General features: G+C 53.0%; 24 protein-coding genes. 16 read left to right on the top strand and 8 right to left on the bottom strand.

Annotated features, from left to right (window positions below):
• Window positions 1-8 precede the first annotated feature (8 nt).
• The 3 genes from Pan161_RS06260 to Pan161_RS06250 all read right to left on the bottom strand — a co-directional run bounded on the left by Pan161_RS06260 (window position 9) and on the right by Pan161_RS06250 (window position 2,742).
• Window positions 9-1,259, bottom strand: coding sequence for a class I SAM-dependent rRNA methyltransferase (locus Pan161_RS06260; RefSeq protein WP_145225091.1), 1,251 nt, complete (start codon window positions 1,257-1,259; stop codon window positions 9-11).
• Window positions 1,260-1,411: 152 nt separating this feature from the next.
• On the bottom strand, window positions 1,412-1,885 hold the full coding sequence (locus tag Pan161_RS06255) for a response regulator (RefSeq protein ID WP_002648646.1): 474 nt from the start codon (window positions 1,883-1,885) through the stop codon (window positions 1,412-1,414).
• Window positions 1,886-2,061: 176 nt separating this feature from the next.
• A complete protein-coding gene (locus Pan161_RS06250; RefSeq protein ID WP_145225089.1) occupies window positions 2,062-2,742 on the bottom strand; it encodes a glutaredoxin family protein in 681 nt (226 codons plus the stop codon).
• Window positions 2,743-3,108: 366 nt separating this feature from the next.
• Between Pan161_RS06250 and Pan161_RS06245 the strand changes: the two genes are divergently transcribed.
• Window positions 3,109-5,916 carry a serine/threonine protein kinase gene (locus Pan161_RS06245; RefSeq protein ID WP_145225087.1) on the top strand — a complete coding sequence of 936 codons (2,808 nt, stop codon included), beginning with the start codon at window positions 3,109-3,111 and terminating at the stop codon, window positions 5,914-5,916.
• Window positions 5,917-5,954: 38 nt separating this feature from the next.
• Here Pan161_RS06245 and Pan161_RS06240 read toward each other — a convergent pair whose 3' ends face one another.
• Window positions 5,955-7,049, bottom strand: a complete 1,095-nt coding sequence (locus tag Pan161_RS06240; protein ID WP_145225085.1) for a serine hydrolase domain-containing protein — start codon at window positions 7,047-7,049, stop codon at window positions 5,955-5,957.
• A 441-nt stretch (window positions 7,050-7,490) separates the two neighbouring features.
• Between Pan161_RS06240 and Pan161_RS06235 the strand changes: the two genes are divergently transcribed.
• Together Pan161_RS06235 and Pan161_RS06230 are read left to right on the top strand one after the other, a co-directional pair.
• Entirely contained in the window at window positions 7,491-8,609 is a 1,119-nt protein-coding gene (locus tag Pan161_RS06235; protein WP_145225083.1) for a mandelate racemase/muconate lactonizing enzyme family protein, read from the top strand.
• 65 nt (window positions 8,610-8,674) lie between these two features.
• On the top strand, window positions 8,675-9,421 hold the full coding sequence (locus Pan161_RS06230; protein ID WP_145225082.1) for an SDR family NAD(P)-dependent oxidoreductase: 747 nt from the start codon (window positions 8,675-8,677) through the stop codon (window positions 9,419-9,421).
• A gap of 7 nt (window positions 9,422-9,428) precedes the next feature.
• Here the strand turns inward: Pan161_RS06230 and Pan161_RS06225 are convergent, their stop codons facing one another.
• Both Pan161_RS06225 and Pan161_RS06220 read right to left on the bottom strand, forming a co-directional pair.
• Window positions 9,429-10,592, bottom strand: coding sequence for an FG-GAP-like repeat-containing protein (locus Pan161_RS06225; protein ID WP_145225080.1), 1,164 nt, complete (start codon window positions 10,590-10,592; stop codon window positions 9,429-9,431).
• A 230-nt stretch (window positions 10,593-10,822) separates the two neighbouring features.
• Window positions 10,823-12,262, bottom strand: a complete 1,440-nt coding sequence (locus Pan161_RS06220; protein WP_145225078.1) for a DUF1501 domain-containing protein — start codon at window positions 12,260-12,262, stop codon at window positions 10,823-10,825.
• Between the two features lie 298 nt (window positions 12,263-12,560).
• On the opposite strand from Pan161_RS06220, the gene Pan161_RS06215 reads away from it, so the two are divergent.
• From Pan161_RS06215 to Pan161_RS30430, 8 genes are all read left to right on the top strand, one after another.
• Window positions 12,561-14,060, top strand: coding sequence for an outer membrane protein assembly factor BamB family protein (locus Pan161_RS06215; RefSeq protein WP_145225076.1), 1,500 nt, complete (start codon window positions 12,561-12,563; stop codon window positions 14,058-14,060).
• Window positions 14,061-14,232: 172 nt separating this feature from the next.
• On the top strand, window positions 14,233-15,267 hold the full coding sequence (locus Pan161_RS06210; protein WP_145225074.1) for a LacI family DNA-binding transcriptional regulator: 1,035 nt from the start codon (window positions 14,233-14,235) through the stop codon (window positions 15,265-15,267).
• A gap of 36 nt (window positions 15,268-15,303) precedes the next feature.
• Entirely contained in the window at window positions 15,304-16,359 is a 1,056-nt protein-coding gene (locus Pan161_RS06205; RefSeq protein ID WP_390620731.1) for a nucleoside hydrolase, read from the top strand.
• A 14-nt stretch (window positions 16,360-16,373) separates the two neighbouring features.
• On the top strand, window positions 16,374-17,327 hold the full coding sequence (gene rbsK, locus Pan161_RS06200) for a ribokinase (protein WP_145225072.1): 954 nt from the start codon (window positions 16,374-16,376) through the stop codon (window positions 17,325-17,327).
• A complete protein-coding gene (locus tag Pan161_RS06195; RefSeq protein ID WP_145225070.1) occupies window positions 17,320-18,297 on the top strand; it encodes a sugar ABC transporter substrate-binding protein in 978 nt (325 codons plus the stop codon). The genes rbsK and Pan161_RS06195 overlap by 8 nt, the downstream gene beginning before the upstream one ends.
• Window positions 18,294-19,841: a sugar ABC transporter ATP-binding protein gene (locus Pan161_RS06190; protein ID WP_145225068.1), complete on the top strand. Its 1,548-nt coding sequence runs from the start codon at window positions 18,294-18,296 to the stop codon at window positions 19,839-19,841. Before Pan161_RS06195 ends, Pan161_RS06190 begins: the two co-directional genes overlap by 4 nt.
• Window positions 19,842-19,846: 5 nt before the next feature.
• Complete coding sequence (locus Pan161_RS06185; RefSeq protein ID WP_197995722.1) at window positions 19,847-20,854, top strand: ABC transporter permease; 1,008 nt, start codon at window positions 19,847-19,849, stop codon at window positions 20,852-20,854.
• 33 nt (window positions 20,855-20,887) lie between these two features.
• On the top strand, window positions 20,888-21,046 hold the full coding sequence (locus Pan161_RS30430) for a hypothetical protein (RefSeq protein WP_197995721.1): 159 nt from the start codon (window positions 20,888-20,890) through the stop codon (window positions 21,044-21,046).
• 262 nt (window positions 21,047-21,308) lie between these two features.
• Here the strand turns inward: Pan161_RS30430 and Pan161_RS30425 are convergent, their stop codons facing one another.
• Entirely contained in the window at window positions 21,309-21,491 is a 183-nt protein-coding gene (locus Pan161_RS30425) for a hypothetical protein (RefSeq protein WP_197995937.1), read from the bottom strand.
• On the opposite strand from Pan161_RS30425, the gene Pan161_RS06180 reads away from it, so the two are divergent.
• The 3 genes from Pan161_RS06180 (at window position 21,438) to Pan161_RS06170 (ending at window position 23,577) form a co-directional block, all read left to right on the top strand.
• Window positions 21,438-22,013: an REP-associated tyrosine transposase gene (locus tag Pan161_RS06180; RefSeq protein ID WP_145225066.1), complete on the top strand. Its 576-nt coding sequence runs from the start codon at window positions 21,438-21,440 to the stop codon at window positions 22,011-22,013. The two genes, Pan161_RS30425 and Pan161_RS06180, sit on opposite strands and share 54 nt — an antisense overlap.
• A gap of 118 nt (window positions 22,014-22,131) precedes the next feature.
• Window positions 22,132-22,986 (top strand): VOC family protein, encoded by an 855-nt coding sequence (locus Pan161_RS06175; protein WP_145225064.1) that lies wholly within the window; start codon window positions 22,132-22,134, stop codon window positions 22,984-22,986.
• An 18-nt stretch (window positions 22,987-23,004) separates the two neighbouring features.
• Window positions 23,005-23,577: an ester cyclase gene (locus tag Pan161_RS06170; protein ID WP_145225062.1), complete on the top strand. Its 573-nt coding sequence runs from the start codon at window positions 23,005-23,007 to the stop codon at window positions 23,575-23,577.
• 193 nt (window positions 23,578-23,770) lie between these two features.
• Here the strand turns inward: Pan161_RS06170 and Pan161_RS06165 are convergent, their stop codons facing one another.
• On the bottom strand, window positions 23,771-25,339 hold the full coding sequence (locus Pan161_RS06165) for a glycoside hydrolase family protein (protein ID WP_145225060.1): 1,569 nt from the start codon (window positions 25,337-25,339) through the stop codon (window positions 23,771-23,773).
• A gap of 234 nt (window positions 25,340-25,573) precedes the next feature.
• Between Pan161_RS06165 and Pan161_RS06160 the strand changes: the two genes are divergently transcribed.
• The gene (locus Pan161_RS06160; protein WP_145225058.1) at window positions 25,574-26,422 is read left to right on the top strand and encodes a TIGR02452 family protein; all 849 of its coding nucleotides are present in this window, start codon (window positions 25,574-25,576) and stop codon (window positions 26,420-26,422) included.
• A gap of 34 nt (window positions 26,423-26,456) precedes the next feature.
• On the top strand, window positions 26,457-26,927 hold the full coding sequence (locus Pan161_RS06155; RefSeq protein WP_145225056.1) for a hypothetical protein: 471 nt from the start codon (window positions 26,457-26,459) through the stop codon (window positions 26,925-26,927).
• Window positions 26,928-26,954 lie beyond the last annotated feature (27 nt).

The raw sequence follows: 26,954 nt of genomic DNA, 5'->3' as shown, positions 1-26,954 counted from the left end.
GAGCGTACTTACAGAACACGGCAGATAAAACATTTTAAGTATTGATTTTCGGGGCAACTGGGAGAGACGGGGTGGTCGGCTGGCTGGCTGCGTTGTTCCAGGACCTGCATGTGCCGCCCGGTGTGTTGTGAAACCGATGCGAGCATCTGCTGAAACTCCACCTGGCTGATCAAACCGGAGCAACTGCAGGTAATCAGGATGCCACCCGGTTTCAATACATCAAATGCCAGACGATTGAGACTGAAATAACCTTTCAATGCCTGCTTGACCCCACTGCGGTGTCGGGCCATTTTGGGGGGATCGAGAATGATCGAATCGAACTGTTCCCCTTCTGCTTTAAACTGTTCCAGGACTGCATAAGCTTTGCCAGTCTGAAAGCGAATGCGACTCCCAATCCCGTTGAGCTCGGCGTTCGCGGTGGCCTGATCGATGGCAGACTGTGAAGAGTCGTAAGACAATACAGATTGTGCCTGTCCGTGGATGACAGCATTCAGAGCAAAAGCGCCGGTATAACAATGCAGTTCCAGCGTTCGGTGATTCTTAAGATAGCGGGCCGCGGCGAGACGGTTTTCCCGCTGATCCAGGTAAAAGCCGGTTTTCTGACCGGTGACCATGCTCATGCCGTAACGAATCCCGTTTTCCTCCAGGAAGAAATGAGCCGGCGGTTCTTCGCCATCCAGGAGCTGATCGGAAATTTCCAGTCCTTCGGCTTCCCGCATCCCTTTTTCGGTTCTCAACCAGATCCCCCTGGCAGGAAAACGCTCTTTGAGGAAGCGAATAATCAGGTCCTGTTTCTGCGAGAGCGCCAGGCTGGAAAACTGGACCAGGAACCAGGCGCCGTAACGGTCAATTGTCAGTCCTGAAAGCTGATCGGCTTCACTGAAGACTACTCGGCAACCGGAAGTCTCAAAGTTCTCCAACAGCCCGACCTGTTCCCGTAACGCCACTGCCTGCTGAAGCCGGTTGGTCCAGAACGCGTCGTCAAGGACTGCCGACTCATCCCAGGAATACAGGCGGACGCGAATGTTACTGTTGGGGTTGAACAGCCCGTGGGCGATAAATTCACCTTTGTCGGAGAGCAGGATCACTTCTTGACCGGTATTCGGATTGCCCTCGATGCGGGAGATCGCGCCGGCAAATACCCAGGGATGTCGTCCGAAAAAGGGAAGCGCGCGTCGCGGTTTCAGTATGACGCGTGGAGTTGGTCTGGTATCGGTGGCGACTTGGTCTTCGGAGACCGAGGGTTCTGAATCACTCATGAGAGTTTTCTAATCAAAGGGTCGCAGGATCGTCAGTGTCCGGCAAACAAGTACAGCGAGACTCAGAGGCAGACGTCGCCGGGACTGAGCAGAATTTAGAAGTTGGAGCAGACCGCAAATCTTTCCCTAGGGAAAGTGGCTTGCCACTGTATTTATGACTCGCTGGAAGTAGAGCGGGTCGTGCCTTCTACTTCAGCGAGATAAGCCAGCAGACGATCGCGCTCATGTGTCAGGTGTCTGACACGTAACAGAGAGCGGACGCGGGTCGTTAATTCGATTCGATTGACGGGCTTGGTCAAAAAGTCATCGCAGCCGGCCTGAACCGACTTCTCGATATCGCCCATTTCATTCAGTGCGGTGATCACGAGGATCGGAATGTCTTTTGTTTCATCACTCTGTTTGAGCTGGGCACACACTTCGTATCCACTCAGTTTCGGCATCATAATGTCCAGCAGGATCAGATCAGGGTCAATTTCAGCGACCTTTTCCAGTGTCTCTTTCCCATCGTAGGCCATAAAAGTTTCATAGCCTTCGTCCAGCAGATACGCGTCCAGCAGTTCGCAGTTCTGATGATTGTCATCTGCGATGAGTATTTTTGAATTCTTCAAAGAGATTTCAGACGACATGGTCTTATGCCTAAAGCTTTCGTGAAAATAAAATTCAGACACGGGAAGTCGAATTCGTGTCGGGAATCGTGCCTGCTGGATGTAATTTATCTCATTTATGGTTGAATCACAACAACCGATAAACCGTTTTTACAGGCAGTGCACCGTTTTTCCCATGGAATCTGTTCAAATTGCGGTCAGGCACACTTGCACTGACCACCACATCCAGCCGATTGGCTGGTCGATTCGCTGTTGGAATCAATGCTGGATTTCTGGCGTTTACAGCCGCAACTCTGCTTGTTACAGCCACAACCTGATGAGGCGGCAGGGGCTATCGTCACGGGAGAAGCCACGATCAAACGCCGCAGCAGAACCTCATTGATCCGGCCTCGAAAGCGGATTTTTCCATCTATGGCCACGACAGGCACGCAGGTTCCGAACTGTTCAATCAGACCGGGATCACTGTAGATATCTACAAATTCGATTTCAGGCAGATAGGCGGCGTAGTCTTCCAGAATTTCTGCTGCTTCTTCGCAGAGCGGGCAGTTTTCTTTCGTATAAACAAGAAGCGTTTCGAAACGTTGGCCAGGTTCTTCAGGCATCCAGTCCTCTTTTGGCGGAAGCTGGCGTTTTCGTTCCCTGTCTCTCATTTCTGTACTGGAAACCTGTTTCAGGATGGCGATGCCGCCGCCTGTCATGCAAAGGGCCAGTAATTTCCAGATTGAAGGGCTCTGGTACCAGGAGCGGGGCATGTGGAATGGCAGCCATTCCGTACCTGTCAGAGAGAGTGCCAGGATTCCTAAGCCTAGAAATAACATCGAGTTACCTAGAAAAGGTAATCCGTGTGGAAGTTCTTCTTTGTGTGTCATTGTGCTCATATCAAGATCCTGCTCACATCTATTACTTGTGTTGCAAGTAAGTCCCCGGTCCCTGGTTGATACTTTATTAATCGAATATTGACCGCAAATATTATAGTCAATTGCCGAGCTTTTTGAATGTCTTACCAGTTTTATCAAAATATCCAGGCAGGAGAGAGTCTTTGGCTTCCAAATCTGAAATAGTGTTCAAAAAATACAAAACTGAAATGGAGCCCGTGAATGATCGGGGGGGAACGACCTTTCCAAGGATTCGGTAGAATCCTTAAACCAATACTGGTCAGTCGTTAAAACGGATGCTAGAGTGTAATTATTACCTTACGTAATAGAGAGATTCATCGCAGGACATGTTGAGCGAATTGGTAAAGAATGGCAGGTAAACTAACGGCCGAGGCTTTTTTAAACCTGGTAAAACAAAGCGGTTTGGTTTCGGTCGATCAGCTGAAGAAGCTTCTTTCTGAATATCAGGAAAAAGGGGTGAAGCTGGGGGAACCTGCTGAGGTCGCCGAGGAACTGGTTGGGCGGTCTCTACTGACTCGCTGGCAGGCCAACAAACTGCTGCAAGGCAAACACAAAGGTTTTTTCCTCGGGAAATACCGTTTGCTGGATCTGGTTGGCAAAGGTGGCATGAGTTCGGTTTATCTGGCGGAACACGTGCTGATGCGGCGGCGCTGTGCCATCAAGGTGCTCCCCTCGAAACGGGTGAATGACGCCTCTTATCTCGCTCGCTTTCATCGAGAAGCCCAGGCGGTTGCGGCCTTGGATCACGTCAATATCGTACGTGCCTATGATGTGGACCATGAAAAAGAAAATGAGGCGGAAATTCATTTTCTGGTTATGGAATATGTGGACGGACAGGATTTACAGGAAATCGTTACCAAAAACGGTCCATTGGATATTCGCGATGTCGTCAACTATATCCGCCAGGCTGCGAAAGGTCTGGCGCATGCCCATGAAGCGGATATGGTGCACCGTGACGTCAAGCCGGGTAACCTGCTGGTGGATTCCAAAGGTGTTGTCAAAATTCTTGACCTGGGACTGGCCCGCTTCTTTCATGAAGGCGAAGACAAGTCTCTGACGATTGCTCATGACGAAAAGGTTTTGGGGACCGCAGATTATCTGGCTCCCGAACAGGCAATCGACAGTCATCAGGTTGATTCCCGCGCCGACATCTACAGCCTGGGGTGTACCATGTACTTCCTGTTAACCGGGCATCCCCCCTTCACCGAAGGTTCTCTCACACAGCGGTTGATGGCGCATCAGCACAAAACGCCGCCTCCCGTTACCGATGATCGCCCCGATACGCCGCCGGAAGTCGTGCAGATTCTGGAAAAAATGATGGCGAAGGACCGAGAAGACCGCTATCAAACCATGGATGAGACGGCTGAAGCGTTATATGAATGGCTGCAGGACAACACAGATGAAGAATGGCGCAGCAAAAATGTCAGCAGTGGAGTTGGCTCAAGCGTCGATTTGGCACAAAGCGGCTCAGGTGTGCAACAGGAGAAACAGAATCCTGAACTGGCGGCGTTTCTCTCGAATCTGAAAGAGGAATCCGGAATTCAAAAGAGCACCAGCGCTCCTGGAGTGAATGAAAAGAAAAGCAGCCTCCGTCCGGATCCAACTGCAAAGCCGTCCTCCGATGTGCATGATTCTTCTGTCTTAAAGCAGGACAAAATCAGTACTGCCTCCACACGGATCGGCAGTGCTTCCGATACGCTCAAGAAAGCGGAGCCGGAGGCCCCTGCTCCTACAGCCAAACCTGTGGCCAAACCCGTCGCGAAACCGGTGGCGAAGCCTGTGGCTAAACCAGTTCTCAAACGTCCTGTGAGAAAACCGGTACCCGTAGCGGAAGCTTTACCCGGCGATTCTGCCGTGATGGAAGCGGAAGCGGATGAAATTGAAGCAGAAGTTGTTGAAGAAGCTTCTCCTGCCGGTGGATCGATTACCAGTCAGAAATGGTTTATCCCGGCCATCGCCGGCGGTGGAATCGGTTTATTGCTGATCGTGATTGTGGTGATGTTTGTTTTACCAGGAGAAGAACCTGACAAGCCGGCGCCTGTCAAACCAGCCCCGGTTGTTGAGAAACCTGTGGAAGTGCAATCACTGCCTGAAGAAATCAAAGTCGGGCCGAAAGAAACCTATAAGACGATTGCGGCTGCACTCAAAGATATCCAGATTGTTTATAGTAAAACCTTTGGTGATGAGAATAAGCATTACACTCTTAAGCTCACTGCCGACCAGGAGTTGAAAGAACGGATCGTCATTGATAATTCCCAACGGAATTATCCGAATGGAATTTCCATAGTCGCAGAAAGTGGTAAGCCTGTGATCCTGGCTCCGGATGGTCCCGAACCGGTCATCCAGCTGCAGGGTATTGAAGGGCTCACGATTGATGGTTTGCTGATCAAAGCGCAAGGTAAAAAAGTGGCGATTCAATTGTCTGGCTACCTGGTGGGGACACGGTTGAAGAACCTGAAGATTAATGATTTTCAAAAAACGGGGGTGTTTGCCACCAATGTGTCGGGGCTGTCAAGCGAACCCTTTCTGCTGGAAAACCTCAGCCTCAAAGCAGGAAATCCTCAAGCGGTGGGTCTGGATTTCACGGGTGATACAAACAGTGACATCAGGATGACAAACATTCGTTGTCTGAAGGCCATGCAGGTTGGCCTGCAGTTTTCCTCAGCGGTCAAGGAAACACAGGTTAAGGAATCGATCTTCTCGGAGACTGTTACCGGAATCCGTTTTGATTGCCAGGGGTATGAGATCAGTCATCTCAAACTGACGAACAACACATTTTTCATCGTCAACTCAGGGATCGTTTTCACCACAAAACCGAATCCCAACAGTGAAGCGATTCAGATTTCACGTAATCTGTTTGCGACCATTGAAGGTCCGCCGGCAACAGTGGAGCAGGAAAATGATCCGAAATTCTGGGCAAAAACGCTGACAGCGGTAGAAAACGATTCTTCCCGTGCCGCTCCCAAGCCGCTGCCCGCGGATGAACTCGACCTGTTCAAAAACAAAGGGAAACAGGGAGATGCGAATCTCAACAACTTTGTTTCCAATGCACCCGGGGATGAAAAATTTCTGGTGCCGGCTCCCGACAATCCTGCTCATAAAGCGGCGGGCACGCCTGGCGGTATGAAACCATACATTGGAGCGGTGGCTCCCTGAGCAGTGTCCGCTACAGAGTGGATCGAAGCAGAGAGCGGTCACACCAGGTGCAGGTCTTCGTAGATCGCCTCGTTGATCTCCCGGGCGCGGCGTTGATGTCGGGGTTCACCAGGTCTGCCATTGGCAACAACGGCGACAACCAGTTCGTGTTCCGGGTCGGCAAAAGCGATCGAGGACTGGGAACCGCCGTGACCAAAGGATGCTTCAGAAGCGTACTTGCCAAACCCATAAGGGACGGTTGCTGCGCCATAGCGGTTGGAATTCACAATGAATCCCAGACCATAGTCGACCTTGTGCTGCAGTGTGAGATCAAACTCCCCTTCCCGATGACGATCGATCATCGTGTCCACTGTCTGTGGTTCAAACAGGGGTGTGCCCTGGTTTAGCAGGCATTCATAAAACCGGCCGAGTTCACGAATCGGTCCCCGCGCATTTCCGCCGGGTGAAGGCGTGATGCAGTGCTCCGCATCATGCCAGTCAGTCAGCTGCATCTCCCCTTTGTCACGCTGATAGACATACGCGATCTGCTCCTGGTTCTGCTCATAAACGTCGGCAGGCATGCCCAGCCAGCTTTTTGACATGCCCAGCGGTTCCAGAACCCGTTCGCGCATCAGTTGAGGATAGGGTTCTCCGGTGATCCGTTGCAGAATTTCACCGAGGATGAACCAGCTGGAACTGACATGGTAACCGGCGGTTATTCCAATCTGCCAGTTCTCTTCCAGAGGTGCAGCGCAGATGCGACGAATCGATTCTTCCCAGTTCACCTCCGGCCAGCCCGTATCCACGGGTCTAAAGCCGGCGGTATGATTGAGAATGTGCAGCAGCGTGATCGACTCTTTCCCATGTATGCCGAACTCGGGGATAAAACGGGTCACGCGGTCATCGAGCCTCAACTGTCCCTGCTCACAGAGCCGGGCAATCGCCATCGCGGTCAGTGGTTTACCGGCGGACAGCCAGAGATTGATAGTTTCGGCGGTCATGGACACTCCGGGACGGGCTTCCCCGACGCCACCATCAGCAACGATTTCACCTCGCTGGGAAATGTAAAGCTGCATTCCTGTATGCAGTTCGTTTTCAATGCCTTCCAGAATCAACTGGCAGGTGGCAGGCAGACGTTCGGTGAGAGCAGACACAACAGACTCGCTGATTTCAGTTAGATGGAAAAGAGGCTTTGATCTTACCCTGCTTTTAGCGGAATGGTGCCGGTAATTCAACTGAGGTTCTCAATCAATTCTTCCCACGAGTGTGTGGGCCCGAATGTACATTCGGGCCGAGCGGAGCGAGCAAGAGGTTGCTGTGGAAACTTTCGAATGAAGTTCGCATTTTCGACGATTTATCGCAGATCGAGTGAGTCACGTTTTCTCACCATACAATGTGTGAGCTGCGACCTCCTGTTGCCTGCGGCAATACCGGATTACATCCGGTACCACCCGGTGCAGAGTATTTTCCGTTCTCACAGAGTCTGTTGATTCCTGATTATCACTGGTTCTGGTATCATGGGGCTGACCATTCGCAACCAGCGCCGGTTGATGTTTGAGTTCCCGCTCATTCTGTAGTAACGCAAGAGGCACACCATGAAAATTACAGCGATCAAAACTTACCCGGTTCGCATTCCTCTCAAGCCCGAACGCCGGATGATTTCGGCGTTGGGAAAACACGATGTCTCTAACTATCTGGTCTTACGAATTGAGACGGATGCCGGGATCGAGGGGGCTGGTGAGGCGACGGTCCTGTGTCGCTGGAGTGGTGAAACCGTCTGGGGCGCGCAGGCGATTGTCGATCGCGTCTTTACGCCATTATTGATCGGGCAGGATCCCTGCGACATTGAAACCATCAATCAAATTCTGGATCGCACTTCCCAGGGAAACTGGTTTGCCAAGTCGGCGCTCGAGATGGCCTGCTGGGATATCAAAGGCAAAGCAGCAGCACAGCCAGTGTATGAATTACTGGGGGGAGCGGTCCGCAGCCGTTCGATTAAATGTCGCTTTTCCATGGGCGCGTATTCTCTGGAACGAGCCCAACGCCGTACGCAGGAACTGGTGGCAGCAGGTTTCACGACGATTAAAGTGAAAGTCGGGACCAATCCGGATGAAGATGTAGCCCGCGTGAAAATGGTCCGCGAGACGATGGGCCCGGATCTGGAACTGACCATTGACGCCAACTCGGGCTGGGATGCCGCAACAGCCATCGCCGCCATGAAACGGATGAGTGATTATAATGTGGCGTTGTTTGAACAGCCTACACCCCGCGGTGATTTTGCTGCACTGGCGGAAGTCAGGCGGGCGATTGAACCGGAGATCATGGCCGACGATATCTGTTTTGATCTGGCCGACGCCAAAGAATGTATTCGCAATGAGGCGTGTGATGTGATCAACGTCTATCCGGGGAAAAATGGTGGCATCAGTAAGACGGCTGCGATTGTCTCCTATGCTGCCGAACATGGCATTCCCTGCAGCATCGGCTCGAACCTGGAACTGGATATTGCTTCAGCAGCGATGTGCCATGCAGTCGTGGGGTGTCCGAATATGAATATTGAACAATATCCGGGGGATATTCTGGGCCCCGAATACCATGAGATTTCCATCGTCAAAAATCCGTTGAAGATCGAAGGCCCCGTGATTACGATACCCGATTCACCCGGGCTGGGAATCGAAGTCGACTGGGGCCTTGTCGAAGCACATGCAGTCGATTGATTTTACCGAAAATCAATCCCGTCCCATTTCCAAACCACAAATAATCTTAAAATGGAATACCTCAGATGAACGAAAACAATGTCGCGCTGGTCACGGGATCTGCAACGGGAGTCGGCCGCGCCTGTGCGCTGCGTCTGGCGGAGGAAGGCTTTGATATCGTCGTGAATTATTCACGCAGTCAGGCCGAAGCTGAGGAAACCAAAGCTCTTGTGGAGGCAGAAGGTGCCAGCGTGCTGCTCATTCAATGTGATGTGAGTGATGATGCAGCCGTGAAAAAGATGGTTACCGAAATCGAATCAGAGTGGGGGCGGCTGGATGTGCTGATAAATAATGCGGGGACCACCGAATTCATCGAGCACAAAGATCTGGATGCGCTTAGTGAAGAGATCTGGGACCGCATTATCGGAGTGAATTTGAAAGGCCCGTTCTTCTGCATTCGTGCCGCGGCGCATCTGCTGCGAGAGAGTGAATTTGGTGCCGTGGTGAATGTCAGTTCGACGGCGGGCATTACCGGGCAAGGTTCCAGTGTCGCTTACTGTGCGAGTAAAGGGGGATTGAATACGATGACCAAATCACTGGCGCGGGCGCTGGCGCCGGAAATTCGTGTGAATTCCGTCTGTCCGGGACCGATTGACAGTCGCTGGCTCAAACAGGTGATGACCGATGATGAGCTGTCAGAGCGAACGGCCGACTTCCCGATCCCACGCCCTGCTCAGCCCGATGATATCGCTGATACCGTATTATACCTGGCTCTGGGCACCACACTGTCTACCGGTCAGTTGCTGGTCGTCGATGGTGGCAGGACCATGTAGGGTAGATTTATTCGGGTTGGTTCCAGTAGATTTTCAAGTTGTGTGAATCGCGGCCGGCGGCGACGATGTCGATCCGCCCGTCTCCGTTCAAATCACCCAGTCGCAGGTCTTCGCATGCCATGCCGTTCTCATCGATCCAGGCCGACTTCCAGACTTTACCTGCGTCGTCGGTTGTCCAATAGACTTTGACACCCACCTGATTATCTTTGTTGGGGGTCCGCCAGCCCGCGACAATTTCCTGTCGCGCGTCGCCGAACAGGTTCGCGGTTGCGATGGCGTGACCGGCTTTGATGTTGTCGTCCAGCAATTGACGATTGCTGATTTCCTTGTGCGAGTCATCTGACTGATACAATACCAGCTTATCACCGTGCAGCGGTTCAATGGTGGTGATGAACGGACTGGTCGGGCTGAGTTGCCCCATGCGGATTTCGCCACTCCCTTCAATTAGTGGGAATTTGGTTTTTTTCCACTGGCCATCAGCATAAGAAAGCAGCATGGCTCCTTCGCGACCTGCATAGAGAATTTCTTCTGCAGGTGTCTGCGGATTCCACTGTGCCGGATCGAGGTTGTGGGTGACGTGCAGCGTGTCTTCGATGACCGTCTGCTTCCATTCACTTTCGGGATTGGCCGGCTTTTCATAGGCGATCAGTTTGACGCCGGCACCCTCTCCTTTTTTGTTCCCTTTGCCGTGCAGAGGGGAAACGACGAGTGCAAAATTATTTTCACCCAGCTTGACCCACCGCATGCGATGGATGACGGGCTGGTTCGGAAGTGGGATCGCTTTCCAGAGCTGTGTGCGATCAGCCGCGGGATCAAGGTAGAAGACGGCACCCGAATTCACAGTGTCCCCCGGATTCCATTGGGCGCCGACAGCGACTTCGACTTTCCCGTCGCCGTCAATATCTCGGGCGGCGATGCAGACGTTGTCCCGTTCTGTCAGGTTTTCGGCGATCACATGCCGTTTCCAGGTCGGGTTCTGATACCAGACTATTTCTTTCTTGTCTGCTAAAAGGATGTCCGGTTTGCCATCGCCGTCAACATCACCAATCGCGGTGCCATAACCGATTTCGACCGTACTGTCGATCGTTTGCGGTTTGAAATTCGGTGTGGAATCATCGGCGAAACAGACAGATGTCGAACAGAGACAGGCAGCGATAATGAAGCGCAGCATGGGAGAACCTTCTCGGCAGAAACGAGTACAGTTTGGATTGGGAGTACAATACTGATTGAAGCCGATCGGGACCCGGAATGCAAGGATTTATCCGGATTGTCGTCTGATTCTGAGTCGAGCTGTTACTCTGTCAGAGGAAGAAAACGAATGAAGTGAGAGTGTTCAGATCATCAAAAGATCCACACTGTGTGCCGACTGGGCATTTCGCCATCACCCCGCATTGAAGTGATTTAACCAAACAGTTGCCTGAGCGGTTCCCCGCCATCAATGATGGGGATCGGCCGGTCCAGTGCATCAGGGAGCATCAGGCCGGGATCGATGCCCAGGGCCCAGTAGATCGTGGCGGCCAGGTCTTCGGGGCTGACGGGATGTTCGGCCGGTCGGGAAGCCAGTCGATCAGAGCTGCCGTAAGTCGTACCTCCCTGAATGCCGGCACCCGCGACTAACGCCGGGAAGAGCTGGCTCCAGTGTCCGCGGCCCCAGTTGCTGTTGGGTTTGGGGGTGCGGCCCATTTCTCCCATCGCGATCACAAGTGTGTCGTCAAGCATGCCCCGCTGATCGAGGTCGGCCAGCAAAGCAGCACAGCCCTGATCGAAGGTGGGCAGCAGTTTATTTTTGACGTCATCACTGTTGCGGTGTGAATCCCAGCTGTAGCCATCGACACAGTCATAGTGCACAGTCACAAAACGCACGCCCGCTTCCACCAGACGTCGGGCCATGAGACAAGATTGACCAAACAGATGCCGACCATACTGGTCGCGGAGCGGTTCGGGTTCATCTTTAATATCCAGGGCATTGCGGGTATTGTTGGACGTTAGCAAAGCCAGTGCCCGCTGGCGGAAACGATCAAAAACCTGTGAATCAGCTTTGTCAAAATTACGTTTCATACCATCAAAGTGTTCCAGCAGCGCGACGCGACGGCGGATGGTTTCCAGAGGAACTTCGGGGGCCAGCCCTTCGATTTCAAAACTGAGTTCTTCATCGGTGCAGTCACGCCAGTACGGGTTATCGGTGGAATCGCGACTGTCGACAGTAGTCGAAAGTGGATTGTAAGCGCGTCCCAGCCAGCCCGCATATTCACCCGGTCGGATATAACGCCCCCCTGCCTGCAGACGACCCAGTCGATTGGGAACAACCGAGTAATTAGGCAGGTCACGTTCCAGGCCACCGGGAGAATGCTGTGTTAAATATTCCACGACCGAGCCCATGGAAGGCCAGTCTTTGGGAGTGGCATCGAAACCGGCTCCGATGGGAATATGCCAGCGTTTGCCGGTTTGCACATAGTGGCCGCCACCACTGTGGTCGTTAAATGTATGGGTCATACTCCGGATGACGGAATACTTGTCGGATACCTCAGCCAGATGAGGCAGGTGTTCGCTGATCTGCAGACCGGGAGTGCGGCAGGCAATGGGTTGGAACGGTCCGCGAATTTCACTGGGGGCTTCCGGTTTGAGGTCGAAAGTTTCCAGCTGACTGGGGCCGCCAAACAGAAACAGGAAGATGACCGATTTCGCTTTCCCTCCCTGGAACGGATTGACGATCTGCTGCTGTTCAGCCTGGAGCATCTGCGGGAGCGAGAGTCCCAACAGCCCGGCACCGCCGGTCGTCAGCAGTTCGCGGCGTGACATGTTTCCCGAAGTTCGCTGGGGGTGATTCAGAATCGAGAACATGGAAATTTCCTTTCACTCGTTTCGGTCTGGCAGGTGTCACCATAGCCGTTGGATTATAGGCAGTCACATCGGACGGGGATGTCGGGGTGTTCAAGTGTGCGATTTTAACAATTGATCGACAGCCTGTCTCTATGATATGCAGGTTTTTTTATATGTTTTTAAAGGTTGTTAAAAATCCGTCAGATAAGGTGGTATTACAAAAAAGATTAAGTAGAGTGGAATCTGACCCTGTTCTCAAACCAGGGATTACTTCAGCGCGGATTCGATTGGCTTCTATGAATTTCAGGAGACTTGACTGATGCTTGGGATACGAAAACAGACTGTTTTACTTGCTGTTGTGACTGGTGTATTCAGTTTCCTGAATGGGACCGATCTTGTGCAGGCAGAAGACTGGCCTCAGTTCCGGGGGCCCAACTGCTCGGGGGTTTCGGCTGGCAAAAAGCCATTGCCTGCGGAGTTTGACGATCAGAAAAATGTGATCTGGTCGCAAAACCTGGGCGATGGGATTGGCTGTCCGGTGGTGGCTGCGGGACGCGTCTTCACTTCGGGCATGGTCGGCAAGGATAAAATCGGACTGTATGCCTTTGACGCAGAGACCGGAAAGAAGCTCTGGGAACGTGTCTGGAGCACCGGCGACCTGCTGGAGATTCATAAAACCAACAGCTTCGCTGCGACGACTCCTGCCGCCGATGCGGAGCGGGTTTACTTCTACTTCAGCACACTGGGGATGCTGGCCGTCGATGCCGAGACGGGAGCGGATGTCTGGAAACAGGAACTGCCTGTCCCGTACTTTGTATTCAAGTGGGGCGCGGGGATGTCTCCCACGCTGTATAAAGACCTGGTTTTATTCTGTCAGGATGATGACCTGGCGCCTGCCTTTTATGCTTTCAATAAAGAGACAGGAAAGATCGTCTGGAAGGATGATCGTAGCGACCAGGCAGTGAACTATTCTCATCCGGTGATCTGCGAAACCGACAAAGGGGATGAGATTGTCGTGGCGGGAACCGGGAAGCTGATCGGCTATGATCCCCAGACTGGCAAGCGACTGTGGACTGCTCAAACCCTGCTGAGAAATATCAAGACCACACCGGTGAGTCATAATGGGGTGATTTATATTTCCCTGCAGAGTGGCGGGATTGCCAATCAGTGGCTGGCTTCGATTGACCGCTGGGAGACCGGTAACAGCGATGGGAAAGTCACGAAAGACGAAATCCAGGCGTTTGTCGGCAAGACCAAAGTGCCGGAAGCCTTCTACAAAAAGACATTTGATCGCGGCGACTTGAATAAAGATGGTGCTCTCGAAGGCAAAGAACTGGATATCGCTTTCCTACCTCCCGGCAATGAAGCGGGTGCCAAGTTTGGTGAAGAGCCCGCCCAGGAATTTATTATCGCCGTCAAAGGGGGCGGCCGCGGCGATGTGACCAAGTCGCATCTGCTCTGGAAGCATCCTACCAAACATACCGACCATATTGTTTCCCCCCTGGTGACAGAAGATCGGATGTTACTCGTCAAAGGGGGCGGAATCTCGACCTGCTTTGAAGTGGAGCAAGGGAAAAAAGTCTGGGGCCCCAAGCGGATTCAGAACGAATGCGAATACTTCGCCTCCCCCATTTATGGTGATGGAAAAATCTATGTCGCCGGCGAGAACGGCAAAATCGTCGTGCTGGAAGATGGCCCCGAGCAGAAAATTATCGCCAAGAACGATATGGGTGATTCCATTCTGGGCACTCCCGCGATTGCCGACGGCCGGATCTTCGTTCGCACCCGCGGCAAGCTGATTTGTGTGGGTGAGAAATAGAGTTGGTTTACCATCTGGCGTGAATTTTTCATTTTATCGAGCGGGACTGAATCTGATTTGGTCCCGCTTTTTTTGTGGATTGTCAGCAGGGCATCCGGCTCACTTATGTGTTCAGACTTGATCTTCACTTGTGATCTGTTAATATGCACAATCGATTGTGCAAAGGGGTTTTATGGGTAAGTCCGCAAACAAATCAGTCACGTTGAAAGAAGTCGCCGAGGCTGCCGGGGTGAGTGTGTCGACGGCGTCTCGCGCGCTGTCGGGGAAAGCGGAAGCCTGTCGCATCAGCAGTGCGACGGAGCAGACAGTACTTGATGCCGCGAAAAAGCTGCAGTTCTCCCCTTCCCTATTGGCCCGTTCGTTAAGGTCACAGCAGACGAAGTTGCTGGGCGTCGTGCTGCCCAATGTCGCGAACCCGTTTTTTGCGGCGATTGCCCGGGAGATTACGCTGGCAGCCGAAGCGGACGGGTATTCGGTCCTGCTGACCGACAGTCAGGAAAACATCGCCGTCGAAGTGCGGCTGGTCGAACAGTTGCAGGCCCGGCAGATTGAAGGTCTGGTGGTCTGTCCGGTGGGAATGGAAGAAGCCCATCTCTGCCAGCTTGCCAGACAGAAGCTGCCACTGGTGCTGATCGACCGGGGATTTGCCAATAAGGATCTGGTGACAGTGACGTCAGATCATCGGTCTGGTGCCAGCATGGCGATGAATGAACTCCTCGAAGCCGGTCATCGGACGATTGGCGTATTACAGGGGATGCCCGAGACACTGCCCAACCGGGAACGGTTGACTGGTTTAAAGGAGTCGCTGGAGTCTTATGGATTGGACTTCGATCCTTCGCTGATTGTCGGTCATCACTTTGACGAAGCATCAGGTTATCAGGCCGCCTTGCATCTGCTGTCGACGCGACCGGAAATTACGGCGCTGTTCGCTTTCAGTAACCAGAATGCGTTAGGTGCATTAAGAGCGGCTGCAGAACGCGGACGCTCGATTCCCGAGGATCTGTCGTTGATCGCCTTTGATGATTTTCCTTTCGCCGCTTACCTGGCTGCACCGTTGACGTCGGTCAGGCAGGATGTCAAGCAGTTGGGTCAGGTGGCTGCCCGGTTACTGCTGGAACAGATTCGCAGTAGCCAGTCGCCAAAACAGAATCAGTATCGTATTCCTGTCCAGCTCATCAAGAGATCTTCGATTACAAAGATCGGATGAAGTGGGACCATTTTCAGTCAGGGAAAAGGATTCAATTTGATGAAACGAACAACTCAGACGCTCATGTTTCCCGTTTTTATTTGCTGTGCGGCGAGCGCATGGTTCACAGAGTCGCATCTGCAGGCGGAAGAACCCCACAGACCAGTGCCGATCATCTTCGATACGGATATTGGAAACGATGTCGACGACGTGCTCGCTTTGGGAATGATTCACGCTTTGGAAGCTCGCGGTGATTGCAGGTTGCTGGCGGTGACGATTACTAAAGACAATCCATTGGCGGCTTCGTTCACGGACGCGGTGAATACGTTTTATGGTAAAGGTGATATTCCGATTGGGATCTGCAAGAGTGGCGTCACTCCTCAGCCGGGCAAGTTCAATGTACTGGCGGAAAAGAAGGACGATGGCAAGCTTCGCTTTCCGCATGATCTCAAAGATCCAAAACAGATTCCCGATGCCGTCACGGTGCTGCGAACCGCGCTGGCGGGTGCGGAAGATCATTCGGTGGTCATTGCGCAAGTGGGCTTTTCGACCAATCTGGCGAACCTGCTGAAATCGTCGGGGGATAACATCAGTTCTCTGACCGGTGAAGAACTGGTCAAGCAGAAAGTGAAACTACTGTCGATCATGGCGGGTGCGTTTGAAAAAATTCCACGCAAAGGAAAAATGGTTGATCATCGTGAATATAATATTGTGAAAGATATCCCGGCAGCGCAACAGTTGGCGCGTGAATGGCCGACGCCGATTGTCTGGAGTGGCTTTGAAATTGGTCTCAATGTGGCTTATCCGCATGAGAGCATCGAAGAAGATTATAACTACACGCCACATCATCCGCTGGCGGAAGCCTACATTCTGTACAATCCTCCGCCCCACGATCGTCCGACCTGGGATTTAACCAGCGTCCTGTATGCGGTCTTTCCGCATCGGGGATATTTCGATCTGTCGGAAAGCGGAACAGTCACCGTTCAACCGGACGGACTGACCACGTTCAAACCGGGAGACGGTCAGCAGCGTTATCTGAAACTGACTGATGCGCAGCGCGTGCGTGTGGTCGAAGCGCTGGTCCAGCTTTCCAGTCAGCCTCCTCAAAAGTAGAACGGGAGACTCTGATGGAGGAGAAACGACGCGCTAAAATCGCCGTCCTGGGCTCGATTAACATGGATCTGATGATCCGCTCGGAGAAGCTGCCTCTGCCGGGTGAGACGGTGATCGCAGAGACGAAAGTTGAGAACCCGGGAGGCAAAGGCGCCAATCAGGCAGTGGCGGCAGCCCGGATGGGCGCGGAAGTAACGATGATCGGCTGCGTGGGGGATGACAGTTTCGCCGAGGAACTGGTACAGAATCTCGAAGTGGAAGGCATCGATACCAGGCACGTCACACGCAAAACGAACACCACCAGCGGCGTCGCTGTCGTGATGGTGGAAACGAGTGGCGAGAACGCAATTCTGGTCGTCCCCGGAGCGAATGGTCTGGTTGGACCGGCGGAACTGGAACAGGCCCGGCAGGTGATCTGCGCCAGCGATGTTTTACTGATGCAGTTGGAAGTCCCAGTAGAAACGGTCATTGCAGCGGCAAAGATCGCGCGGGAAGCGGGAGTGCCGGTCATTCTGGACCCGGCCCCTGCTCCGGCAAGTTTCCCCCCGGAACTGCTTCATGTGGATCTGATCTGCCCCAATCAGAGTGAGGCGGCTGCACTTTTGGAAAAGCCTTTGACTTCACTCGAAGATGTTGTCGCGTCTATCCCCGCGCTGGCTGAACAGGGGCCGCGGCAGATTCTTGTGACGATGGCGGCTCAGGGATCGGTCCTGTTTGACGGAGAGGCGGTCGAGATCATTCCGCCGTTTGCAATTCAGGTCATCGATTCGACGGCAGCCGGTGATGCCTTTGCTGCGGGACTGGCTGTGAAACTGGCCGAACGGGCGACACTGCGGGAGGCTGCTCTCTTCGCTTCGGCAGCAGGTGCGATTGCCGCGTCGGGAGCAGGAGCCCAGACAGCGATGCCAAACCGCGAACTGATTGAAACATTGATTACAAAACAAGTACAGGAGCGCTTCCATGAATGAACTACGAAAATATTTGATTCCCGGTCTGTTGCTATGCGGGTTGTTCGCAGGCTGCACGTCTCAACCAGGATCATCAGAGCAGTCAGCCGAACAGAACGCAGAAAACAAGAAGCCGAAGATTGCGCTCATCATGAAATCGTTGGCGAACGATTTTTTCTCGTCGATGGCGAAGGGAGCTGAAACGCATCAGCAGGCTCGCAGCGATGAATACGATTTGGTTGTCAACGGGATCAAGGATGAACGCGATTTGAGTCGACAGGTGGCGCTGGTTGAGGAGATGGTTTCCAGTGGCGTGGATGCGATCGTGATTGCACCCGCAGATTCGAAAGCGCTGGTGCCTGCGCTGCGGCGGGCACGGGAAGCGGGTGTGGTGGTCATCAATATTGATAACAAACTGGATGCAGAAATATTGCAGGCGGAAAAAATATCGATTCCCTTTGTGGGGCCCGATAACCAGGCGGGGGCAAAAAAAGTCGGCGATTATCTGGCTTCCCAACTGAAAACCGGTGATGAAGTGATTGTGCTCGAAGGGATTCGCACTTCATTCAACGGCACACAGCGGCGGCTCGGTTTTGAAGCAGCGATGAAGGCTGCCGACATCAAGATTGCCGACAGTCAGTCGGCTCAGTGGGAAATGAGTATGGCAAACACGCTGGCATCATCGATGCTCAGCGAACATCCGAATGCGAAGGCGATTCTGGCGGCGAATGACAGTATGGCGCTGGGCGCACTGGCGGCGGTCAGGAACAGCGGCAAAGCGGGAGAGGTGTTGATTGTGGGGTTCGATAATATTCCGGCAGTACAGCAGGCGATTAAAGAGGGACAGATACTGGCGACCGCGGATCAGCATGGTGGCGAACTGGCGGTGTTCGGTATCGAGCATGCGTTGCGTCTGATTGCCAATCCCAACGCTAAGGTCGAAGACCGCGAAACGCCCGTCGATCTGGTGACTGCTGAGGTTCTCAAATGACGGGCGACACACGGTCGCTGTTATTTGAAGCGCGCGGCGTCTGTAAGGACTATGTCGTGCGGGTGCTGGATGAAGCGCAGCTGGAACTGCGCCCGGGCGAGATCCATGCGCTGCTGGGTGCCAACGGAGCCGGGAAAAGTACGCTGTGTAAAATCATCGCGGGACTGACGCCAGCGACAGCAGGCAGCATGCTGTTGAACGCTGTCCCCTACTCTCCCGTCGATAAACGGTTCGCTGAGTCTCAAGGCGTACAGATTGTGCAGCAGGAACTGAATCTGATTCCGACGCTTTCGGTGGCGGAGAATCTGCTGCTGGGACGTTATCCGCAGCGGTGGGGCGTCATTGATCGCAAGCGGCTGCATCAGCAGGCGAGAATTGCGTTGGATCGGTTTGGCCTGACGGAGATCAAGACAGATCAGAGTGCCGGGAGCCTGGGAGTGGGACAGCAGCAGATGTTGGAGATTGCCGCGGCGCTGGATCGGAAGTGTGAGCTGCTGATTCTGGACGAACCGACGGCGGCGCTCAGTGCGGGGGAAACGGAACGACTGTTTGCGCGACTGGATGTATTGCGTACGCGTGGCGTGGGCATTATTTATATCAGCCATCGCCTGGATGAGATTGCCCGGATTGCCGACCGGTTGACCGTGCTGCGGGATGGGAAATATGTGGGCACGCATGCGGTCAGTGAGTTTCAACCGATCGAGCGGGTCGTGGACCTGATGACGGGCGAAACGCAGGCGGTGCAACATGCGCTGCAGGAACATACGAATCATTCCACTGAAACAACGATGTTACGTGTGGAAGGTGTGACAGGCGGACCGGTTCAGGCTGTGAGTTTTTCCGTGCAGGCGGGCGAGCGGTATGGGATCGCAGGTCTGGTGGGAGCGGGACGAACGGAACTACTGCGGCTGATCTTCGGAGCCGACCGCGGGGAACACGGCGCACTTTTTTTACGGGAAGAAACGAAGTCGCGACGGTTCGCTCATCCGCAGGAAGCAGTGCAAGCGGGACTGGCGATGGTGACGGAAGACCGCAAGCAGAACGGCCTGCTGCTGTCACAGTCAATTCGTGTGAACACGACGCTGGCGAGCCTGGATCTGCTGACGGGGACTGCGGGGGTAATTGACCGCAGGCGTGAAGTCGCGCTGGTGGAAGCCGAACGCCGACGACTGCAGATTCATGCGCGAGACATTGAACAGAGTGTAGGTACCTTGAGTGGTGGTAATCAGCAGAAGGTGGCGGTCGCCAAGTGGCTGCTGCAGGATGCGGATGTGTTTCTGTTCGATGAGCCGACACGCGGCATTGATGTGGCGGCACGGCGGAATATTCATCAACTGTTTGATCAACTGGCAGTAAATGGTAAGGCGCTGGTGATTGTCAGCAGTGATCTGGAAGAACTGTTCGAGACCTGCGACCGGATCGGCGTGATGTCCGCAGGGCGTCTGGTATCAGAATACACGCGCGAGGACTGGTCGTATGAAGCGATCATGCAGGACTGCTTTTCCGGATACTCATCACAAGTGAAAGAGACTGTTTCAGGATGAAATCAATGAGCGACTCCCCTGCCCCTGTATCCGATAATGATTCTTCACCTTCACGTTCGCTGGTGAGTGGTGTGACGTATTCCGTGTTTCAATATGCGGGTCTGCTGGGCGTGCTGGCGCTGCTGGTGCTGATCTTCAGCCTGATGAGCCAGAACTTTCTGTCAAAGCAGACACTGGTGACGGTGGCGAATAATATCCCGGATCTGCTGGTGATTTCGGTGGGCATGACGCTGGTATTGATTATCGGCGGAATTGATCTGTCGGTTGGTTCGCTGCTTGCGCTGTCATCAGCCATGCTGGGTGTGTGTATGGTCGACTGGGGTTGGCCGCTCTGGTCGGCGGTTCCTGTCTGCCTGGGCGTGGGGGCTCTGTGTGGCATGCTGAATGGGGTGATCAGTGTGAAGGCGGGCATACCGTCGTTCATTGTGACGCTGGGTATGCTGGAGATGGCGCGAGGCAGCGCGTATCTGATTACGGATTCGCAGACGAAGTATATAGGCTCGTCGATTGAATGGATCGGCGTGCCTTTGAAAGGCTTTGTGTTTTCCCCCGCGTTTCTGCTGGCGCTGGTGATAGTGGCGGCGGGACAGTACCTGCTGACACGGACGGTCTTCGGACGCTATTGTGTGGCGATCGGCACGAATGCAGAAGCGGTAAGGATGTCGGGCATTCGGACGGCCCCCTGCTCGATCGCGGTGTTTACGATCAGCGGTCTGCTTTGCGGCCTGGCGGGGGTGATGCAGACCTCGCGACTCTCCAGTGCCGATCCGAATGCGGCGGTGGGACTGGAACTCTCGGCCATCGCGGCTTGTGTGATTGGCGGGACGAGCCTGATGGGGGGCCGTGGTTCGGTGATCAATACGTTCTTTGGTGTGATGATCATCGCAGTGCTGCAGACGGGCCTGGCACAGATCGGCGCGACCGATCCAAGCAAACGGGTGATTACCGGCGCGGTGATTATTGTCGCCGTGCTGCTGGACGCGGCGCGGCAGCGGTGGAAACGGCGTGGGTGAGATTTGTTTTTTTGCTACCACGAAAAAGACGAAATGACACGAACCGTTAGTGTTGTTGGGACGCTGGTTCTGATCACTGTTGGGCAAGCCAACAGTGCCACCCAGTCGATCAAACGCGTGATCACGGGGGCGGTGATTATTGTCGCCGTGCTGCTGGACGCGGCGCGGCAGCGGTGGAAACGGCGTGGGTGAGATTTGTTTTTTGCTACCACGAAAAAGACGAAATGACACGAACAGGAATGACAGCTTTTGCTGTCTAATTACATGGTAGTTACAATTCATGTGTGCACTTTTGGGTGGCGCTGTTAGCTTGTGTAAAGACCGGGCATATAGGTAACACACGTTCGGATACATGGGTAACACTCACGTAAACTGTTATGTGACTTCATTTAAGGGGGAGCATGACATGGTCTGGAAGGAGTGTAATCGGGTGTCTGAACGTAAAAAATTTGTGTTACTGACTTCGGTCGGGTGGCACTGTTGGCTTGCCAACAGTGATAGCGTTGAGGTCGATGCTGGTCACCACAAAAACACTGGAGAAGTGATTTTCAGGGGCAATTAGTAAATCAGGTGACAATGATTTATGACCAGAAACCGAAAACGGATCAGGCATTATCACGAATTGGGTGATTGTCATGAGCTGACGTTTTCCTGTTTTCAGAACAAATTTCTCTTAACCAATGCTGACTGGAACTTGTTGTTGTGTGAGTCAATTAACCGGGCATTGGCGCGTTATGAGTTTGGTTTGATTGCATTTGTAATCATGCCGAACCATCTGCATCTGCTTGTTTATCCGAAACAGCAGGAGTGCCAAGTCGATCGGTTTCTGTTCGCCATTAAGCGTCCGTTTTCATATCGTATCAAGCAGCTCCTGCAGGAAACGCAAGATCGATTACTGGATGATCTGACAATACGGGATCGACCTGGAAGTACAGTCTTTCGATTCTGGCAGGAAGGGGCCGGATATGATCGGAATCTTTCGTCATTGAAAGCAGTTGAAGCATCAATAGACTATATTCATATGAACCCAGTCAGGAAGAAACTGGTCGATCAGAGTCGGGACTGGAAATGGTCGAGCGCTCGCTGGTATGAAAGCGAAGGAGAGTTGGTTGATTCAGATTTGCCTGAACTGAGCGGCCTTCCCTGGGATTTTTTTTGAGACTTATCAGGACTGAATCTTTCCTGGTTGGGATGCTGTATCTCAGCACTGTTGGGCAAGCCAACAGTGCCACACGGTAATGTTTTTAGTGAAAAACTAGAATTCTGAGTTATCAATTATGGACTTAAAACTCAATCTGCTGGTGCTGCGTTGTCGGGATATTGAAGCCAGCCGGGTGTTTTATGAGCACTTTGGAATTGTGTTTGAGCGGGAGCAGCATGGTTCCGGGCCTGTGCATTACGCGGCTGTGTTTGAGGGGATGGTTTTCGAACTCTATCCGCTGAAAGAGGGTGAGCCCGTTGATCGATGTCGACTGGGTTTTGCGGTCAACCTGGATACGGATCTGCGAGAGAGCCTGGAAGACGCCGGAATTGCGATCATCTCACAGTATGAAATCGAACAGGAGCCGGTGTTTGTGGTGGAAGATCCAGACGGGCGGAAGATTGAGGTGCGTCATAGTGAGCCGTTAGGAAGCGGTTGGTATGAAGGTGACTGGACGCGGTTTCGCTCGGTTATTCTGATTCTGGCAGCGTTTGCAGGCAGCCTGTCTTTTCTGAATTATCAGTCAGGGCCGATGAATGGTGGTCCCGTGCTTGATGTTTACTTTTTCTATTTCGCGTTGCTGGTCTCGTTTTTGTTCTGGCCGATCATGGTCGTGGCTGTCGTCGGTTTTCAGACAATCAATCCCTATTCCGATCCTGTCTGGACCAGACCCACGCATTCCTGTAATCCATTTCGACTGAAGAATCCCCTCTGCATTGCTCACTTCCTGATGTATTTTGTGATGGCCCAGGGAGCGGGCGCGCTGGTGACAGCGATTCTGGGGGGCTGGCTGCAGTTGCTGATGGGGATCGGTATGATTATCGGCGGGCTGGAGGGCCTGTGGGCTTTGGAACTGGTAATGAAGCGATATCCTGAAAAAATGGCACCGCAGTATCATGTTGAAATATCTGGCAATACTTCACAGGATTGACAGCAGGGAGATTTTCAAATGTACGAATTCGATTCAGAGAGTTTGACACCAGAGCAGCGGGCGATGGTAAAATTATGGGAAGCGCATCTGGAGGCAGAATTTGAGACAAAGGATGCTGAGGCATCTTGTGGTACGATGACAGACACTCCTTATGTGAATCATGTGCCTACCCTGACGGGAGGCATAGGGCGTTCACACCTGAACCACTTTTATGAAAAGTATTTCATACCAAATATGCCGTCCGATCTGGAAACGGAGATGATCTCACGAACCGTGGGACTGGATCGCATCGTCGATGAATTTGTGATTCGCTGCACGCATTCTGTCGAAATGTACTGGTTACTTCCGGGGGTACCGGCGACAGGACGCCGGTTAGAATTTGTTGTGGTAGTGATTGTTTCATTCGAGGAAGGCAAGATGAGTGAGGAGCACATTCACTGGGATCAGGCTTCCGTATTAGCCCAGGCAGGATTAATCGACCCGAAAAATCTTCCAGTGTCAGGTGCTGAGGCGGCGCGGAAGATGCTCGATCGGAACGCTGTTCCCTCAAATGCGTTGATTAAACGCACTGTTTCGGATGAGCTGCTTTAAGTGATCATGGGCACTACGAATTTAATTACTACCACGAAAGGACCGAAAAACACAAAAAGGATACTTTAACGGAAGCGTTTAGTCTGGGCCTTGATTCGTTGCTCTTTTATGGCAGATTTCACTGTCATTTTCAGTTGCCTGTGGCAACCCCGAATTGCATTCGGGGCTACCCTGCTCTCATCTCAATAGTCGGCTATTCAAACTTGAACGAATACAGATCCGCGTCTTTGAGTTTGATTTTTAGTTTGACTGGTTTGCCGGCGAGGCTACTTACATCGGTACCGTTTTTCCAGCTCACTGCGCGGGCGATGGTGTCGCCGAAGAGTTCGCTGCAGTCGGACTCTGTGAAACCTGCGATCGGTTTGCCGTCGGGGGTCTGCAGTTCGACGGTGATGCCGCCGGCGGCAGAGGTGGAGAAGTTGAGCTTGAGTTCTTTGCCTGTGAAGGTGATCGGTTTCGTCGTGATCTCAGCTCCCTTGAGTGGTGCGTTGATGGAGACGAAGCCGTCGATGCGCATCGTGTAACGCCTGAGCTGATTGCTGTTGCCGGTCCAGTAACCTTCGGTGGCGTAGAGGGAAATTTCGTTGGGGGCCCCTTCCACATCGGACTTGGTTTCGACCATCTGCCAGCCGATGTATTGATGTCCGTAGGCCCAGGTTCCCTGGCGTTCGATGCCGGGACGCAGGAAGGCTTCGGGCCAGCGTTTGAAATTCACGCCGTCGCGACTGGTCATGAAGAGACCTTCTGTAATCGCCATGCCGTAACGGTCGGAGATGGAAGAACGCATTTTGCGATGTTTAAACTCGGGGAGTGCTTCCATCGATTTGGACCAGCCGCGTTCGATGTAACGCGTGGGAAAGCCGACCAGGATGTGCGGGGCACGGTAGTAGGGTTTGATCTGGTTGGTATAGAGCTGTTCGGGCGGTGCGTCGCCGTACTTCAGGTCCTGGGGTTTGCTCCAGTGCAGCAGGTCTGGTGAGGTCGCGGTGCGAATATCACGCAGTCCCGACGGTTTCCAGTTTTTTTCATTGGTTGTGCCTTTGGTGAAGTAACGCCAGTAGGCGCGGTATTGTTTGCTGGCAGGATCCCAGAAGGCGAGATTTTCCGAATCGAAGGCACCATCGGTGATGACCGGTTTTTCTGAGAGCAGTGACCAGTGAATGCCATCGGGGGATTTGAGTACGAGTAAGCCGTGTGGACCACGGGAGCGGAGAATCGCCTTATACTTGGCGTCTGCGGGACAGGCGGGGTTTTCGTCTTTGAAGACGGCGGGATGCACGGGATCGGGTTTGGCGGACTTCATCCAGTCGCGATACGCTTTGCCGATGACGATATTATTCTTTTTATCCCCGGATTTTGGGGGAAAGGAAAAGAGTCCCAGGTCGGGGCGTTTCCAGTGGATGCCGTCGTCGCTCTCGGCGTAGCAGGTGAAGTTGCTGTTGTTGGGGCCGAGTTTTTTCTCCTGCACGTCGAGATGCCAGGCTTTGTAGTACATGCGGTATTTGTCGCCGTCTTTGAAGATACTCTGGTAGCCGCAGCCACTCCCCTCCCAGGGCTTGTCGTAAGTGAAAACGATTTCCCGGGGTGTGGGGTGATGCAGTTCGAAACGGGCGTTTTGGCTGCGGAATTCAATCAGGGTGTCGTCGACCATGAGCTCCAGGCGGGAGCCAATGTCGACGGGTTCTGTGGCGAAGGAAATATCTGTTGTGAGAAACAGAAGTGTGAACAGAGCGAAGAGACACGGGGCTGTCAGTCGTGGCATGATGTTGTTCCTGATGCGGGTGTGAATTGTGTGGGCTTTTATTCTAACCAGAATTTCGGTGAGATTGAAAGTCATGAAGTTGATTTCGTTCAGCCACTCGTTTTTTTCTACCACGAAACACACGAAATGACACGAAAGCTAAAAAACGAGCGAACCCTGAATTATTATGCTTGTCGTAATAAATACACTAAGGTAGAATATGTCAAAAGAAATAAATGAGAAAGGATTATGACTATGAATAGTCGAACAGGACGTGCGTATCTGGCGAAAACGACGCTGGAAGTCATGGAAGTGGGACAGTATGTGAATCCCCTGGGGGATGCGGTGGCGATTGCTGCGGAGATGACAGCCTGTAATGCAGGTTCGGTCTGTTTTGAGCCAGAGACGCTGGAACAAATGCGAGATGAGATACTACAGACGCCGGCTCCATTTGATGAAACCGAATTCACACTGGCGAATGAGACCACGTTAGAAGGTGCACGAAAGTTGGCGTCTGAATCGACTGAGGGTCGGATTGGTGTGTTGAATTTTGCTTCTGCTAAAAATCCGGGAGGTGGTTTCCTGGGAGGGAGCCAGGCGCAGGAAGAGAGTCTGGCGCGAAGTTCGGCGCTGTATGCTTCGTTGATTCTGTTTCACAGCCAGTATTATGAGACACATCGCAAGCTGCGGAGTGCGTTTTATTCGGATCGCATGATCTACTCGCCGGGCTGCCCGGTCTTTCGAGATGATGCGGGATCTTTTCTGGAAGCAAGTTACCAGGTGGACTTCCTGACGAGTGCGGCTCCCAACGCGGGGGCGATTCAGAAGAATGAACCAGTACATGTGAGCGAGATTCCGCAAGTTTTCATGGCACGCATGGCTAAAATGCTCGCTTTATTCGCTGCTCAGGGTTGTCAGACACTGGTGCTGGGTGCCTGGGGCTGTGGTGTGTTTCGAAATTCTCCTGATCTGGTTGCACGGTTATTCTCTGAATTCCTGCAATCAGGTGGTCCTTATTTCGGTCGATTCAAACAGATTCGCTTGTCTGTACTTGACCGCAGTGAGGAAAAACCGATATTGAGAGCATTCACAAAATATTTTTAGTGCTCAAGTAAACGATGAGAGATTCGAGGTATGAATGGGCTTCTTTGACAGGTTTAAATCCAAACCAGCCGCCACCAAAATCAATAGTGCCGACAGTGTGGCACGGATTATGGTGGTGCTGGAATGCGATGGCGATCAGGTGTTATTTATTTTGCTGATTGATGATGGCACGATCAATCGGATGGGAACAGGGGCGGAAGAGAACGAGGAACAGGATCTGTATATCGGCAAGAGTGATACCGCTGCGTTTCAGGCAGTACGTAGTATCTGCAGTCCGGTGATTGACGCCTGGATTGGCGGATTTGGCGATCCGGATGCAGCGGGCAAGCCTTGCAAACTGCTGGTGGGTTTTCAGACAACTGCCGGCGAAGAGTCGCTGAGCCAGTGGGAGTACGGCACGGAATCCAAGGGGCCTCCCGCTGAAGTGGTTGCGGTAGTCAAGCATGCGGTCCAGGCGACTGCAGGCTGGTATGCAGAGCAGAAGACGCTGTCAGCAGGTAGTTGAGAGTTGCTACTAGGAAAGTGGGAAAAG

The organism is Gimesia algae (genome assembly GCF_007746795.1).
Lineage (GTDB): Bacteria > Planctomycetota > Planctomycetia > Planctomycetales > Planctomycetaceae > Gimesia > Gimesia algae.
Note: the sequence above shows the minus strand (reverse complement) of the source record. Positions and strands in the feature narration are given on the sequence as shown.

Bases quoted from the DNA above. Each gene is read 5' to 3' on its own strand.
- Pan161_RS06260 (WP_145225091.1), bottom strand. From the start codon at position 1,259: ATGAGTGATTCAGAACCCTCGGTCTCCGAAGACCAAGTCGCCACCGAT.
- Pan161_RS06255 (WP_002648646.1), bottom strand. From the start codon at position 1,885: ATGTCGTCTGAAATCTCTTTGAAGAATTCAAAAATACTCATCGCAGAT.
- Pan161_RS06250 (WP_145225089.1), bottom strand. From the start codon at position 2,742: ATGAGCACAATGACACACAAAGAAGAACTTCCACACGGATTACCTTTT.
- Pan161_RS06245 (WP_145225087.1), top strand. From the start codon at position 3,109: ATGGCAGGTAAACTAACGGCCGAGGCTTTTTTAAACCTGGTAAAACAA.
- Pan161_RS06235 (WP_145225083.1), top strand. From the start codon at position 7,491: ATGAAAATTACAGCGATCAAAACTTACCCGGTTCGCATTCCTCTCAAG.
- Pan161_RS06230 (WP_145225082.1), top strand. From the start codon at position 8,675: ATGAACGAAAACAATGTCGCGCTGGTCACGGGATCTGCAACGGGAGTC.
- Pan161_RS06225 (WP_145225080.1), bottom strand. From the start codon at position 10,592: ATGCTGCGCTTCATTATCGCTGCCTGTCTCTGTTCGACATCTGTCTGT.
- Pan161_RS06220 (WP_145225078.1), bottom strand. From the start codon at position 12,262: ATGTTCTCGATTCTGAATCACCCCCAGCGAACTTCGGGAAACATGTCA.
- Pan161_RS06215 (WP_145225076.1), top strand. From the start codon at position 12,561: ATGCTTGGGATACGAAAACAGACTGTTTTACTTGCTGTTGTGACTGGT.
- Pan161_RS06210 (WP_145225074.1), top strand. From the start codon at position 14,233: ATGGGTAAGTCCGCAAACAAATCAGTCACGTTGAAAGAAGTCGCCGAG.
- rbsK (WP_145225072.1), top strand. From the start codon at position 16,374: ATGGAGGAGAAACGACGCGCTAAAATCGCCGTCCTGGGCTCGATTAAC.
- Pan161_RS06195 (WP_145225070.1), top strand. From the start codon at position 17,320: ATGAATGAACTACGAAAATATTTGATTCCCGGTCTGTTGCTATGCGGG.
- Pan161_RS06190 (WP_145225068.1), top strand. From the start codon at position 18,294: ATGACGGGCGACACACGGTCGCTGTTATTTGAAGCGCGCGGCGTCTGT.
- Pan161_RS06185 (WP_197995722.1), top strand. From the start codon at position 19,847: ATGAGCGACTCCCCTGCCCCTGTATCCGATAATGATTCTTCACCTTCA.
- Pan161_RS30430 (WP_197995721.1), top strand. From the start codon at position 20,888: ATGACACGAACCGTTAGTGTTGTTGGGACGCTGGTTCTGATCACTGTT.
- Pan161_RS06180 (WP_145225066.1), top strand. From the start codon at position 21,438: ATGACCAGAAACCGAAAACGGATCAGGCATTATCACGAATTGGGTGAT.
- Pan161_RS30425 (WP_197995937.1), bottom strand. From the start codon at position 21,491: ATGACAATCACCCAATTCGTGATAATGCCTGATCCGTTTTCGGTTTCT.
- Pan161_RS06175 (WP_145225064.1), top strand. From the start codon at position 22,132: ATGGACTTAAAACTCAATCTGCTGGTGCTGCGTTGTCGGGATATTGAA.
- Pan161_RS06170 (WP_145225062.1), top strand. From the start codon at position 23,005: ATGTACGAATTCGATTCAGAGAGTTTGACACCAGAGCAGCGGGCGATG.
- Pan161_RS06165 (WP_145225060.1), bottom strand. From the start codon at position 25,339: ATGCCACGACTGACAGCCCCGTGTCTCTTCGCTCTGTTCACACTTCTG.
- Pan161_RS06160 (WP_145225058.1), top strand. From the start codon at position 25,574: ATGAATAGTCGAACAGGACGTGCGTATCTGGCGAAAACGACGCTGGAA.
- Pan161_RS06155 (WP_145225056.1), top strand. From the start codon at position 26,457: ATGGGCTTCTTTGACAGGTTTAAATCCAAACCAGCCGCCACCAAAATC.